This is a genomic window from Enterobacter sp. CCUG 70166 (assembly GCF_020224095.1).
GTDB lineage: Bacteria > Pseudomonadota > Gammaproteobacteria > Enterobacterales > Enterobacteriaceae > Enterobacter > Enterobacter intestinihominis.
Genome location: NZ_NRIQ01000011.1, coordinates 116,531 through 130,748, shown reverse-complemented (window position 1 = coordinate 130,748; position 14,218 = coordinate 116,531). Strand labels below are relative to the sequence as shown.

Genomic DNA, 14,218 nt, shown 5'->3' with positions numbered 1-14,218 from the left:
AAGGCGGATTTCACCTCTGAGAAACAATTAATTTACATTTGGATTGCCGGAAATCAGCTATAGCTTACCGCTACTCGTTCGGATACTGCTCGTCGGTGACCTTCTCCAGCCATGCCACCGGGCTCCCGTCGACAGCTTCTGCGATGGCGATATGGGTCATGGCCGTCTGCACGCTTGCACCGTGCCAGTGCTTCACGCCGGGTGGGATCCAGGCGATATCACCCTGATTCAGCGGTTCCGCCTCTTTCCCCCACTCCTGTAACCAGCCGCGCCCCTGCGTCACGATCAGCGTTTGTCCAAGAGGATGCGTATGCCAGGCGGTACGTGCGCCGGGTTCAAAGGTGACGGTCGCGCCGCCGACTTTTGCCGGTTCAGTCGCCTGGAAAGGTGCGTCAATGCGCACGCTGCCGGTAAACCAGGCCTCTGGCCCATGAACGGAAGGTAGCGAACCGCTACGGATAATTTTCATGATCTACTCCTCGTTTGCTATTGCGTTAACAGTAGCGTAAAGCCATGGGGAGCATTAGAGTGCATAATCAGAAAGGAACTATGAGTTCAATTCATAAATAGGATAAGCCGCCATGTTAAAAGACAACTTCAACGATCTGCTCTCCTTTATGGTTGTCGCCCGGGAGCGCAGTTTTACCCGCGCCGCGGCGCAGCTTGGGGTATCTCAGTCGGCGCTCAGTCACGCAATGCGCAATCTGGAAGCGAGGCTGGAAGTCCGTCTGTTAACCCGCACCACCCGCAGCGTGGCCCCTACCGAGGCCGGCGAGCAACTTTTCATGCGCTTAAGCCCCCATCTGCTGGAGATCGAGCAGGAACTTACCGCGCTGCGTGATACCCGCGACAGACCTGCCGGGAATATTCGCCTAACCGCCGGGGAGCACGCCATGTCTGCCGTGCTGTGGCCTGTGCTTAAACCCTTTATGGCGCAGTATCCTGACATCAACGTTGAAGTCACGGTGGACGATGGGCTGACAGATATTGTCGATGGCCGCTTTGACGCGGGGGTGCGTCTGGGTGAGCAGGTGGCGAAAGATATGATTGCGGTACGTATTGCGCCGGACATGCGCATGGCGGTCGTCGGGTCGGCAGACTATTTGCATCGTTTCGGGGTACCGGAAACGCCGGAGCAGCTTGATCAGCACCGCTGCATTAATATGCGCCTGCCCACACGCGGCGGATTATATGCCTGGGAATTTGAACGGGACGGACGTGAGCTGCGCGTGCGGGTTGACGGCCAGTTGATCCTCAACAGCCTGCCGCAACGCATCGATGCCGCCGAAAACGGTCTGGGGCTGGCGTACGTCCCGGAAGATGCGGTTCAGGACGCCCTTGCTGAGGGCCGGTTAGTGCGTGTGCTTGAAGCCTGGTGTCCGGCTTTTGCCGGTTATCATCTCTATTATCCGAGCCGCCGCCAGCACACTTCCGCGTTTTCATTACTTATCGCAGCTCTGCGGCATCCATAAGTTCTACCTATAGGTAACTATTAAGTAAACCTGATGATTAAATCAGTATTGGCCGACCTTTTTGCCTAAAAAAACGTCACGATTCAGCGCGTTGTGATCGCAGTCTGCTCTGACCACACGATTTCCTTCGACGAGCATCACTTTCGGCACGGTTATATTTTGCGTCGCTTATCAATTGCGGGTAGGATGCCTCGCCATGTTTTGCCTTATCCATACACAGAATGACTGGAAAGGCAGCATGTGTCTGCGCAGAAGCAATCGTTTGTTTCGGCTTCTGCCAGGCAGGACTATCACGTTAATGGTTCAGACAGGCAAACAGGTAACTCAATGAAAACAAGCAATAAAAGCGCAGCCGATCATCATGCTGCTAAACGTCGCTGGTTGAACTCTCATGAAGAGGGCTATCACAAGGCGATGGGCAACCGTCAGGTGCAGATGATCGCCATCGGCGGCGCTATCGGTACAGGTCTTTTTTTAGGTGCAGGCGCACGTCTGCAAATGGCTGGCCCCGCTCTCGCCCTGGTCTATCTGGTGTGCGGGATCTTCTCTTTCTTCATTCTTCGCGCCCTCGGCGAGCTGGTGCTCCACCGCCCTTCCAGCGGCAGCTTTGTCTCTTACGCCCGTGAATTTCTCGGTGAAAAAGCCGCGTATGTCGCGGGCTGGATGTACTTCGTTAACTGGGCAATGACCGGTATCGTCGATATCACCGCCGTTGCGCTGTACATGCACTACTGGGGCGCGTTTGGCGATGTGCCGCAGTGGGTGTTCGCCCTCGGGGCGCTGGCAATCGTCGGGACCATGAACATGATCGGCGTGAAATGGTTCGCCGAGATGGAGTTCTGGTTCGCGCTGGTGAAGGTGCTGGCCATTGTGATCTTCCTGGTGGTCGGGACCGTATTCCTCGGCACCGGTAAACCGCTGGACGGCAACGCCACCGGCTTCCACCTGATTACCGATAACGGTGGTTTCTTCCCGCACGGCCTGCTGCCAGCGCTGGTTCTGGTCCAGGGCGTGGTATTCGCCTTTGCCTCCATCGAACTGGTCGGTACGGCGGCAGGTGAATGTAAAGATCCGCAGACGATGGTGCCAAAAGCCATCAACAGCGTGATCTGGCGTATCGGTCTGTTCTATGTGGGCTCCGTGGTATTGCTGGTACTGCTGCTGCCGTGGAATGCATACCAGGCGGGGCAAAGTCCGTTTGTGACCTTCTTCTCTAAGCTGGGCGTGCCGTACGTGGGCAGCATCATGAACATCGTGGTACTGACTGCCGCGCTCTCCAGCCTGAACTCCGGGCTCTATTCGACGGGCCGTATCCTGCGCTCCATGTCGATGGGGGGCTCTGCGCCGAAGTTTATGTCGAAGATGAGCAAGCAGCAGGTGCCTTACGCGGGTATTCTGGCTACGCTGGTGGTGTATATCTTTGGCGTGTTCCTGAACTATCTCGTGCCGTCTCAGGTGTTTGAGATCGTGCTGAACGTCGCTGCGCTGGGCATCATCGCCTCCTGGGCCTTTATCGTGGTGTGTCAGATGCGTCTGCGCAAAGCAATTAAAGAAGGGAAAGCGGCTGACGTCAGCTTCAAGCTGCCGGGCGCGCCGGTAACATCCTGGCTTACCCTGCTATTCCTGTTGAGCGTGCTGGTGCTGATGGCGTTCGACTACCCTAACGGCACCTACACCATCGCTACAATCCCGCTGCTGGCGGTGCTGTTGATTGCTGGCTGGTTTGGCGTGCGTAAACGCGTGAATGAAATCCACAGTACCGCCCCGGTTCATCCTGGAGATGACAAACAGGATGGTCCGCTGGTGGAAGAGACGTCGCGTTAATAAAAAAGCCGGGTGGCGGCTACGCCTTACCCGGCCTGCATTTCATGGTTTTCCAGGCCCGGTAAGCGCAGCGCCACCGGGCAATTCCCACCTTAAAGCGCGATACGAATCACATCGTCAGGCTGAGTGGCTTCCTGCTGACGGGTAGACTTCTGTTTCACCGTCACGTACAGCGTTTTACCGTCCGCAGACAGCGCCAGGCTGTTCGGGTAAACCGGCGTATCGAAGGTTTTGGTCACTTTGTAAGTTTTGGCGTCAATCACGCTCACCTTGCCCGCCTCGCGGTGCGTCACATAGGCTTCGTTACGCGCCGGGTTAAACAGTACGGCCAGCGATTCTGGCGCGGCGATTTTCTGCATTACGCTGCCATCTTTCAAATTCACCACCAGCACTTCAGGCTGTTTTGAATCCGTCACAAACGCACGCTGGCCGGCAGTGTCCAGGCTCAGGTTCAGGTAGAAGTGCTCTTTTCCGTCTTCCTGTACTTTCTTACGGCTGAGGATTTTGTTGGTCGCGGTATCAATGGTCACCAGCTCACCGTCCGCATTGGTGGTATACAGGCGTTTTGCCTTCGCATCCAGCGCCAGTCCGGTGCTGAACGTGCCGGTGTTCGTGATGGTGTCCTTCAGCTTCAGCGTTGCGCCATCAACAACCCAGATCACGCTCTCCTTGCCGATGCCGGTAATGTATACCGTATTGGTCGTGTCATCGGCCACCAGCTGGCGCGGCTGAAGCGGCTTCACCGTGTCGCTACGTTTGCGATCGTCCAGCACCAGGCGCCCTTTCACCTCGCTCGTTTTGGCGTCAATCGCCGTCACGGCACTGTTGACGGTGTTACCGAACCACAGCGTCTGGGTGGCGTTATCGATCGTGGCGCCAAACGGCTTGAGATCGTTATGAATCGCCTGCGTCACTTCCAGCGTGACCGGATCCAGACGATAGACCACGCCGCCCTTATCGGTTTTGCGGCTTTGTGACGTCGCAACCCACAGCGCGTTTTCCTGCTGGCTGACGGCCATTTCATACGCGCCCTTGCCGACCGCTTTGCGCAGCATCTCTTCAGCGGCATGAACCTGGAACGTACCGGCAAACAGTAAAGAGCCCAACAGCAGAGACCCACGCAGGCGCGGCGAGCACAGATGACGTAAAGACATAACAATTCCTTTTTAAATGAGGATATTTACCGCTGACATCGCTTCCGGCGGGCAAAGTCATCGCTTTGCCGTTATTTTAATGAGAATAGTAATCATTAATGAGTTGAATGTGGAGTCTTTCTTTCCTGCAAAACCTTACATTCACGAAATGTGCGGTTATAGTTTTCATAACATTTACAAAGGATTTAACATATATACACAGGTTCCAGTTGATTTGGTTCGAAATTTTTCTTAACCGGCTTACTCCATGAAAATTATTACTGCCCATAAGGCATCACTACCCCTGTTGTTCGTTCCCGTCATTTTTGGCCCGCTGAGTGCGATGGCCGCGGATGAACAGACCCTGATCGTCAGCGCCACGCCGCAAACCGTCTCCGAACTGGACACCCCGGCCGCAGTCAGCGTGGTGAGCGGCGAGGATATGCGACATGCCACACCGCGCATCAACCTTTCTGAATCCCTTGGGAGCGTACCTGGCCTGCAAATCCAGAACCGCCAGAACTATGCTCAGGATCTGCAACTTTCCGTTCGCGGATTCGGCGCGCGCTCAACCTTCGGCGTACGCGGGATCCGCATGTACGTGGACGGCATTCCGGCAACCATGCCCGATGGCCAGGGGCAGACATCAAACATTGACCTCAACAGCATAGAGAGCGTCGACGTGCTGCGCGGCCCCTTCTCGGCCCTGTACGGTAATGCCTCCGGCGGCGTGATCAACATCAACACCCAGACCGGACAACAGCCAGCCACCATTGAAGCCAGCAGCTATTACGGCAGCTACGGCACCTGGCGTTACGGCATGAAGGCCACCGGGGCGGTGGGTGATGGTACTCAGGCGGGCGATGTGGATTACGCCGTATCCACTACCCGTTTAACCACCCATGGCTATCGCGACCACAGCGGCGCGCGCAAAAACCTCGCCAACGCGAAACTGGGCGTGCGTATTGATGATGTCAGCAAGCTGACGCTGATTTTTAACAGCGTGGACATGAAAGCCAACGATCCGGGCGGACTGAGCTATCAGGAGTGGCAGAATAACCCGCGCCAGTCACCACGTGGCGATCAGTACAACACGCGTAAGACCATTAAGCAGACCCAGGCCGGGATCCGCTACGACCGTCAGCTGAGCGAACAGGACGACCTCAGCGTGATGATGTATGCCGGTGAGCGTGAAATGACTCAGTACCAGTCCATTCCGGCGTCCACTCAGCGCGAGAATCCTGCGCATTCGGGCGGTGTGATTGATATGCAGCGTCACTATCAGGGTATTGATACGCGCTGGACCCACCGCGGTGAGCTGCTGGTTCCGGTGACATTCACCACCGGGCTGAACTACGAAAATATGAGTGAAAATCGTCGCGGGTATGAGAACTTCGTGATGGACAACGGCGTGCCGGATTATGGCGTGAAGGGTAATAAACGCCGTGACGAACGCAATCTGATGTGGAACCTGGATCCCTACCTACAAACCCAGTGGCAGCTAACGCAAAAACTGTCCTTAGAGGCGGGCGTACGTTATAGCTCCGTCTGGTTTGACTCCAACGATCGTTACATTACCCCGCAAAACGGCGATGACAGCGGTGACGCCAGCTACCACAAATGGCTCCCGGCAGGTGCGGTGAAATACGCCGTGACCGACGCATGGAACCTGTATGCCGCGGCAGGACGGGGATTTGAGACGCCGACCATCAACGAACTTTCCTACCGTTCTGATGGCAAAGGTGGCCTCAATATGAACCTGCAACCGTCCACCAACAACACCTATGAGATTGGCAGCAAAACCCGCATCGGCAATGGCATCCTGACGGCGGCGCTGTTCCGCACGGATACCGACAACGAGATCGTGGTGGACGAAAGCAAGGATGGTCGCACGACTTATAAAAACGCGGGAAAAACGCGCCGTCAGGGTGTGGAAATTGCGCTCGACCAGCAGTTTGCCGAGAACTGGAAGCTGAAGATGGCGTGGACCTATCTTGATGCCACCTACCGCACCAACGTCTGTAGCAATGCAGACTGTAGCGGCAACCGGATGCCGGGGATCGCCCGTAACATGGGATATGCGTCGTTTGGCTGGGAGCCTGAGGAAGGCTGGTACGCAGGGGCAGATGCCCGCTACATGAGTGATGTCATGGCCAACGATACCAACACCGCTAAAGCGCCCTCTTATACCGTAGTGGGCCTGAATACCGGGTATAAACTCAACTACGGCAAATGGGGAATGGACGTCTTTGGTCGCGTCGATAACCTGTTCGATAAAGAGTACGCCGGTTCAGAGATTGTTAACGCTGGCTACAACCGCTATTACGAACCTTCCCCTGGTCGTAACTATGGCGTGGGCCTGTCGGTCTCTTATCGTTTTGAGTAAACCATTCTCCGGCAGCGCACGTTGCCGGTAAAAAAATAAGCAAAATAACATCATTCCCGGTTGCCTGATGCGCCGGGAATATAATCAAGGACGTTTGATACAAATAAACAAATAAGTGCGCCAGAGGGATCCTTAACTGTAGTATTGCCGTTGCAGAAGAATATTGGCTTCATCAATGGCTTTGTCGATCGCTTCCCGGCTGGCCGTCACATCCCTTTGCTCAAGCGCAGAAAGCAGATCGTCATAATGATAGGTCGCTGCGGGAACCTCGCTTAACTCTTCATGCAGATAGTGAATGCACGGACCAATCCGTACCCAGAGCTGCTCAATCAGCGAGTGAAGGGTCGGCATCTCGGCATACTGATAGAGCGTGAACCGGAACACGCGGTTGGCATGGATCGCTTTCTGTACATCGCCCTGATGCATGGCGGCACTGAAGTTATCTGACAGCGCGCGTAACGCATCCAGTTTGGTCTCGGTCATATTCTGGCACGCCGCCGCAACGGCCATCGGTTCAAGCTGCTTTCTGATGGCGTTAATTTCGTTATAGCGTTCCAGCGTCACTTCTGGCACCAAAAACGCCTGCGCTGGCGTGGCCTGTAATGCCCCCGCCGACACCAGGCGCAGCAGGGCTTCGCGCACCGGTGTGATACTGGTGCCCAATTTATCCGCAATCTCTTTTGTAACGAGTCGAGCCCCAGGTTTTAATGAGCCCGTAATTAATGCTCCCTTTAAACTGTTCTCTACTTGCAAAGTCAGACTGATTCTTTGTGCTTTTTCCATATGTTCCAAATCAAGCATGTTTAATTCCCGTAGCCAAACAAAATGCCATTTTCAGCGTCTGTTTAAAAAAACATCGCCGGTTAGATATATCCTGTATCGTCATGCCTGGTATGAGGGGCGCGCGTAATATTAAAATCGTTCAAATAATATTGCATTTTTCACTTCTGGCTCAGCTGGGCCGAGGCGCGCAAAGCTTATGGATTAATTAAAGACAATATATCGTATCTTCACAAATAATTATGGCGGACACTGCCCGCCATAACCGATGCTCTGTTTAGTCGGCCGCCACGCGGATCACAACCTTGCCGAAGTTTTTCCCCTCAAGCAGGCCAATCAGGGCGTCCGGCGCCGCGTCCAGCCCTTCCGTAACCTGCTCGCGATAGTGAATTTTGCCTTCCTGCACCCAGCGGCCCATTTCCTGCTGGAACTCGTCAATACGATGACCATAGTCCTGCGCGATAATAAAACCCTGCATACGGATGCGTTTTTTCAGGATGGTCCCCATCAGTAGCGGTAAGCGGTCCGGACCCTCCGGCAGGTTGGTCGCATTGTAGCCGCTGACCAGTCCGCAAACCGGCACGCGCGCGGAGGTATTCAAGAGCGGCAGCACGGCGTCAAAGACTTTACCGCCGACGTTTTCGTAATACACATCAATGCCCTGCGGGCAGGCTTTAGCCAGTTGTTCGTCAAAATCATCCGCATGGTGATCCAGACAGGCATCGAAACCGAGCACGTCGACCGCATGACGGCATTTCTCCTCCCCGCCAGCCACGCCGATGACCCGGCATCCTTTGATTTTACCGATCTGCCCCACCGTTGCGCCGACCGGCCCCGTGGCCGCCGCCACGACAAGGGTTTCCCCTGCCTGAGGCTGGCCGATATCGAGCAGCCCCATATACGCGGTGAAGCCCGGCATCCCCAGCACACCGAGTGCCCATGAAGGATGCGACGGGTTTTCACCCAACTTCACCAGCCCCTGCCCGTCGGATAGTTCATACTCCTGCCAGCCGCTGTAACCCAGAACCCATTCACCCTCTTTATAATCCGGATGACGGGAGGTCTCGACGCGGCTTACCGTGCCGCCCACCATCACCGCGCCAATCTCGACCGGAGGTGAATAGGATGGCGCATCGCTCATACGGCCTCGCATGTACGGATCAAGCGAGAGCCATACGGTGCGTAATAACACCTGCCCCTCTGCGGGCGCGGGGATCGGCTGCTCTTCCAGGCGGAAATTATCGGCAACCGGCGCGCCGTGTGGACGGGAAGCCAGTACCCAGCGTCGGTTTTGCGTAGTAGATTGACTCATTCATCGCTCCTTACTGCTGAAAATGTCATTCAAGTCTGGCACGTTATCCTGCGGATCGCCTGTGCATTATGAGCCGGACTGATTAAGCCGCACGACCAGATAAAGGCACGATTCATCCGTTTCGTTGATAAACCGGCAGTCGTTCGGCGGCCCGAGTTCCAGACAATCTCCGGCCTTCATTTCATGGCGAGTATCCCCCTCCAGAAAGACCAGTTCACCTGCCTGCAACCAAATCAGCTGTCGTGCCAGCGCATAAGAGGAGGCGGGCATCGGCACATCGCTACCTGCGGGTAGCTCCACCTGGACGAGGTCGATAGGCATATCGCTGCGCGGCGACACATGGCGACGCAAATAGTGGGTTTGCGGATCGCGCCAGACGGGCTGGTTCGCCAGACGTAACAGTTTGCCCTCCTGCATTTCCGCGCGCGCAATAAGCGTAGACATGCTAATACCGAAGGCACCGGATAACCGCGCAAGCAGCGTCGCCGTTGGGCTACTGTCACCCCGTTCAATCTTATGGATCATGGCGCGTGAGATACCTGCCCGTTCGGCCAGTTCGCTTAATGACCAGCCCCGCGACTCGCGTTCAAGGCGTATGCGGGCGCTAATGCGTTGATTCATATTGTCTGTCATTGTATTCATGACGTCATACTATAGTGTACGGATGGTTTTTCGGGGCAGTTTTGTGACAAAAAAATAGGGATTTTGTCGTAGCGATGCAATATAAGAACTGTGTAATATTGTGAGTAAATCGTACTACTATAGTGAACAACACAGCCAGAGGTTACCCATGATTGTTCGTCATGCCTGCAAAGAAGATTGTGCCGCTATCGGTGAAATTTATAACCATGCGGTGCTGCACACCGCCGCCATCTGGAATGATAAAACTGTCGACACCGATAACCGTATCGCATGGTTTGAGGCGCGTACTCTGTCGGGTTATCCAGTGCTGGTCAGTGAAGAAGACGGAGTGGTGACGGGATACGCCTCATTTGGCGACTGGAGAGCGTTCGACGGATTTCGCCACACGGTGGAGCACTCGGTGTACGTTCATCCCGAACATCAGGGCAAAGGCATTGGCCGGCTGCTGATGACGGAGTTAATCAAGGAAGCCCGCCAGATCGGTAAACACGTGATGGTTGCCGGTATTGAGGCGCAGAACCAGGCGTCAATTCATCTGCACGAAACCCTTGGCTTTATTACCACCGGCAATATGCCGCAGGTGGGAACCAAATTCGGTCGCTGGCTGGACTTAACCTTTATGCAGCTCCAGCTTGATGAGCGCAGCGATCCGGATGCTCTGCCATGAATCAATCGTTGACGTTAGCGTTTCTGGTAGCCGCCGGGATTGGGCTGGTGGTGCAAAACACCCTGATGGTGCGCATTACGCAATCTTCCTCCACCATTCTTATCGCCATGCTGCTGAACTCGCTGGTGGGGATTGTGCTGTTTGTCAGCATTTTGCTGGTGAAAAATGGCCTGGCGGGGTTTAACGAACTGGCGTCAACGGTGCGCTGGTGGACGTTGATCCCCGGCCTGCTGGGGTCTTTTTTTGTCTTTGCCAGTATTAGCGGCTATCAGAATGTGGGCGCGGCAACGACCATTGCCGTCCTGGTGGCAAGCCAGCTGATTGGCGGCCTGGTGATGGACATCCTTAAGAGCAACGGCGTTCCCCTGCGCGCGCTGGTTGGCCCGGTCTGCGGCGCAGTGATGCTGGTGGTCGGCGCCTGGCTGGTGGCGCGGCGCCAGTTTTAACCCTTACAGAATAGTCCCACCCTGCGTAAGGTGGGCATGGCGCGCCTCCGCCTCTTCTTTATGCTGCTTACCATGATGCGCAATCGCGGTACGCAGGCGCTGCTGCTGGGTATAGCGATCTTCACGGCTGAGCTCTGCATCATCGCTTAATTCGATCAGCAGTTCGTTCATGTGAGTAATTACGCTCTCTTGGATGGTGGCATCGACGCGGGCGATAACATCATTTAAATGTGACATTGTCACTCCTTTTCACGTGCCCGGTGGCGCTACGCTTACCGGGCCTACATTTGAAACCCGTAGGCCGGGTAAGGCATAGCCGCCACCCGGCAAAATACGATCAGTTCAGCTTCGCTTTCGAGAAATCGCTGCCCATCAGGCTTACGCTGTACCCGGTCACATTGCTGCGGGTCGCGTAGAACGTTTTGCCGTTAGCTAACGCAATCCACGGTGCCTGCTGGTAGAAAATCTCCTGTGCCTGACCATACAGCTTCGCACGTTCGTCCGGGTTGCTGGTCAGTTTGGCCTTTTGCACCAGCTCATCATACCCCTTATCACACCAGCGCGCGGCGTTAGATCCGGTTTTGATGCTGTTACAACCCAGTAGCACATCGGCGAAGTTGTCCGGATCGCCGTTATCAGACATCCAGCCGAACAGCGCGGAATCATGCTCGCCTTTGCGCATGCCGGAGAGATATTCCCCCCACTCGTAAGAGACGATTTTCGCCTTCACGCCCACCTTCGCCCAGTCAGCCTGGATCATCTCTGCAATGCGTCGGGAGTTCGGGTTGTACGGACGCTGAACCGGCATGGACCAGAGGGTCACTTCCGCGCCTTTCTCCAGACCCGCCTGCTTCAGCAGCGCTTTCGCTTTTTGCGGATCGTAGCCGTAATCCTTCAGGTCTTTATTAAAGCCGAGCATGTTCGGCGGGATCGGCGATTTAGCGACCGTACCAGACCCCATAAAGACCGCGTTCACAATGGCCTTTTTGTCCGTCGCGTAATTCAGAGCCTGGCGCACCAGCACGTTATCAAACGGTTTTTTCTCCGTGTTGAACGCCAGGTACCCCACGTTCAGCGCATCCACCGAGTGCAGCGTCAGGTCTTTGTTTTTCTTGATCGCTTCAAACTGCACCGGCGACGGCGCAGGAATGATCTGACACTCGTTCGTTTGCAGCTTCGCCAGACGCGTCTCAACGTTTGGCGTGATGGAGAAGATCAGGTGTTTGGTCGGCACCTCACCGTCCCAGTAGTTCGGATTGGCGACGTAGCGGATCAGCGAATCCACCTTGTACTGCTGAAGCACATACGGCCCGGTGCCGATTGGCCAGGTGTCCACATTTTCAGGCGTGCCCTTTTTCAGCATCGCGTCCGCGTACTCGGCAGAGAGGATCGAGGCGAAGTCCATTCCCCAGTCGGCCAGGAAAGCCGCGTTGGGTTCGCTCAGCGTGAACTGAACGTGATAATCGTCGATCTTTTTCACATCCTGAATGAGCTTGTCGAGGCCCACGTCATTAAAGTATTCGTAATTACCCTGGGAAACATTGTGATAGGGATGCTTAGGGTCTTTCTGACGCATAACGGAGAAAATAACGTCATCAGCGTTAAAATCACGGGTCGGTTTGAAATATTTATTGCTGTTGAATTTTACCCCTTTACGTAGGGTAAACGTGTATGTTTTGCCGTCTGGCGAAATGGTCCACGACTCCGCAAGAGAAGGCACCGGCGTGTTTTTTACCGGGTCGAAGTTAATCAGACGGTTATACAGCGTTTGCGAGCTGGCGACAAACGAGGGGCCAGAGCTGGCGATCTGCGGGTTAAACGACTCCGGCGACGCCTCGGAGCAGTAGATAATGGTGTCTTTGTTTGCCGCCCATGCGGCGCTTGCCGGTAGCAGCGCGCTCAGCGCGAGGGCGAGCACGGTTTTCCCTGTAAACATGGTTATTACCCTTTCGGTTTTATTATAGTGAACAGTAATAACAGCACAGACGTTTTGGCCTGACAAATAACGAATCACTATCAGGTTATTCTAAAGCCGTACATTTCGCTGGTTTTAGCATCAGCCCGCAGAAACCGATTTGCCTTAAGGTCCATTATTCGTCAAGCACAACCGTTACGATCAATGCCGCAAGAAATCGTCCCTTTTGTCGTCTCCTCCGCCGTTTGCTTGCTTACCTGTTTCGTTAAAGTAATGGCGTGAAGAAGTCTACAGGACCAAATCGTGGCAAAAACACTTTTACGCAGCGGCAATCTGGATGATTTTCAGGCCGTTGGCGGCGGCGGACAGGCCGTTTTTGAATCAGCGCTGCAAATCCGCGAAGCGCTTCGGTTGCGCAAACAGCAGGCTATCGTCGATTGCCTGGCCATTCCTCAGGTCAATGACGGCGGCGATCGCGTTGACTGGTACTCCCCGGTTGAGGGAACCGTCTCCAGCTGGAAGGCGGCGGATGAAGACGATCGTTTTCGCGCCCTGCGCTATCTGGAAAACACGCTCGCCAGCATGGAGTCGCTGAGTAAAAAATGCCTTCAGTCACCGAAAATGGCGCAGCAACTGTTTGGATCTCTGCTCTCTAAAGCTTTCCAGTTTCCCGGTGAAAACTTTGTTTTCCTGGTGGATGGCAAACCGGTGATCTGCTTCTGGGGTTTCGTCAGTCTTAACGAAAACGCGCGCGACGACGTGCTGGACTGCCTGCGCGAATCGTTGGTCCCTGAACCTGAACCCGTGATGATTAACGAACCTGAACCTGAACCTGAGCCAGAACCGGCCCCGGTGGTGACCTTCGAGCAGGCCGACGCGCCGCTTATCACGCCTGTGGCTACCGTGCGTATCACCGAAGATGAGCTGTATACGCCAGAGCCGGTGCGCATGAACACCGTGCCGTCAGAGCCCGCACCATCGGTGGTGCAGAAAAAACGTCGCTCCCCCCTGTGGTTGCTGCCGGTTGCCGCCGTCATTATTGCAGCCATTGCCACGCCGCTGCTCTGGCCAAAACAGGCCCCGACCGCAGCGCCAGTTACCTCACCAGCGCCAGCACCTGTCGCCATTGCTCCGGCCCCCGTGAAGACGGTTGAGCCGCTTGAGCTGAAACTCCCACTGCATCAGGCAGAAGTGGTAGTGCCGAAGGTGAAGACGCCTGCCCCGGCAGCCGAACCGGTGGTCATTACCGCGATACCGAAAGATGCGATGGTGATGGAAGCAAACCAGGTCAAAGCGGGGTTAACGCGCTTCCTGAACGGCACCTGGCGCGCGTTTCTCGATGTGCAGGATCCGCTCACCGGCAAACCGCCGTCTCTGCGCTACCAGATCCAGAACAATAAAGGTTTCGCCCGGGTCGTGCATGGCGACAACATTGTCTGCCGGGTAGACGTCTTTTCCGGATTACACAGCAACGGCGAGCTGTTGATCAAAACGCGCGGAAACGCTCGTTGCACCGACGGTTCACGCTATCCGATGCCGGAAGTGACCTGTAAGGCAGGTGCCAGCGACGTGGCGGAATGCACCGCACGTTACGATGCCAACACCGTCGTTCCTCTGACGTTCAAGAAAGCAGGTGTCTGA

13 protein-coding genes are annotated in these 14,218 nt (G+C 55.3%); 6 read left to right on the top strand and 7 right to left on the bottom strand.

Annotated features, from left to right (window positions below):
- Nucleotides 1–70: 70 nt before the first annotated feature.
- A complete protein-coding gene (locus tag CKK19_RS05670) occupies nt 71–469 on the bottom strand; it encodes a cupin domain-containing protein (protein ID WP_032624190.1) in 399 nt (132 codons plus the stop codon).
- 112 nt (nt 470–581) lie between these two features.
- On the opposite strand from CKK19_RS05670, the gene CKK19_RS05665 reads away from it, so the two are divergent.
- Together CKK19_RS05665 and ansP are read left to right on the top strand one after the other, a co-directional pair.
- Nucleotides 582–1,472, top strand: coding sequence for a LysR family transcriptional regulator (locus CKK19_RS05665; RefSeq protein WP_063841748.1), 891 nt, complete (start codon nt 582–584; stop codon nt 1,470–1,472).
- Nucleotides 1,473–1,799: 327 nt separating this feature from the next.
- Nucleotides 1,800–3,296: an L-asparagine permease gene (gene ansP / locus CKK19_RS05660; protein ID WP_022648235.1), complete on the top strand. Its 1,497-nt coding sequence runs from the start codon at nt 1,800–1,802 to the stop codon at nt 3,294–3,296.
- A gap of 92 nt (nt 3,297–3,388) precedes the next feature.
- Here ansP and CKK19_RS05655 read toward each other — a convergent pair whose 3' ends face one another.
- The gene (locus CKK19_RS05655; RefSeq protein WP_022648236.1) at nt 3,389–4,450 is read right to left on the bottom strand and encodes a YncE family protein; all 1,062 of its coding nucleotides are present in this window, start codon (nt 4,448–4,450) and stop codon (nt 3,389–3,391) included.
- A gap of 247 nt (nt 4,451–4,697) precedes the next feature.
- On the opposite strand from CKK19_RS05655, the gene pqqU reads away from it, so the two are divergent.
- A complete protein-coding gene (gene pqqU, locus CKK19_RS05650; protein ID WP_225455051.1) occupies nt 4,698–6,815 on the top strand; it encodes a TonB-dependent receptor PqqU in 2,118 nt (705 codons plus the stop codon).
- A gap of 132 nt (nt 6,816–6,947) precedes the next feature.
- On the opposite strand, the gene CKK19_RS05645 is transcribed toward pqqU, so the two are convergent.
- The 3 genes from CKK19_RS05645 to CKK19_RS05635 all read right to left on the bottom strand — a co-directional run bounded on the left by CKK19_RS05645 (nt 6,948) and on the right by CKK19_RS05635 (nt 9,549).
- Nucleotides 6,948–7,616, bottom strand: coding sequence for a GntR family transcriptional regulator (locus CKK19_RS05645; protein ID WP_022648238.1), 669 nt, complete (start codon nt 7,614–7,616; stop codon nt 6,948–6,950).
- A 256-nt stretch (nt 7,617–7,872) separates the two neighbouring features.
- Nucleotides 7,873–8,907: an NADP-dependent oxidoreductase gene (locus CKK19_RS05640; RefSeq protein ID WP_022648239.1), complete on the bottom strand. Its 1,035-nt coding sequence runs from the start codon at nt 8,905–8,907 to the stop codon at nt 7,873–7,875.
- Nucleotides 8,908–8,973: 66 nt separating this feature from the next.
- Complete coding sequence (locus CKK19_RS05635; protein ID WP_017382277.1) at nt 8,974–9,549, bottom strand: helix-turn-helix domain-containing protein; 576 nt, start codon at nt 9,547–9,549, stop codon at nt 8,974–8,976.
- 148 nt (nt 9,550–9,697) lie between these two features.
- Between CKK19_RS05635 and CKK19_RS05630 the strand changes: the two genes are divergently transcribed.
- Both CKK19_RS05630 and CKK19_RS05625 read left to right on the top strand, forming a co-directional pair.
- Nucleotides 9,698–10,216 (top strand): GNAT family N-acetyltransferase, encoded by a 519-nt coding sequence (locus tag CKK19_RS05630; protein ID WP_023306282.1) that lies wholly within the window; start codon nt 9,698–9,700, stop codon nt 10,214–10,216.
- Nucleotides 10,213–10,662, top strand: coding sequence for a DMT family transporter (locus CKK19_RS05625; protein WP_022648242.1), 450 nt, complete (start codon nt 10,213–10,215; stop codon nt 10,660–10,662). Before CKK19_RS05630 ends, CKK19_RS05625 begins: the two co-directional genes overlap by 4 nt.
- A 3-nt stretch (nt 10,663–10,665) precedes the next feature.
- Here the strand turns inward: CKK19_RS05625 and CKK19_RS05620 are convergent, their stop codons facing one another.
- Both CKK19_RS05620 and CKK19_RS05615 read right to left on the bottom strand, forming a co-directional pair.
- Complete coding sequence (locus CKK19_RS05620) at nt 10,666–10,899, bottom strand: YdcY family protein (protein ID WP_058646539.1); 234 nt, start codon at nt 10,897–10,899, stop codon at nt 10,666–10,668.
- Between the two features lie 100 nt (nt 10,900–10,999).
- Nucleotides 11,000–12,598, bottom strand: a complete 1,599-nt coding sequence (locus CKK19_RS05615; RefSeq protein WP_058646538.1) for an ABC transporter substrate-binding protein — start codon at nt 12,596–12,598, stop codon at nt 11,000–11,002.
- Nucleotides 12,599–12,880: 282 nt separating this feature from the next.
- Between CKK19_RS05615 and CKK19_RS05610 the strand changes: the two genes are divergently transcribed.
- Complete coding sequence (locus tag CKK19_RS05610) at nt 12,881–14,218, top strand: SrfA family protein (RefSeq protein WP_063853464.1); 1,338 nt, start codon at nt 12,881–12,883, stop codon at nt 14,216–14,218.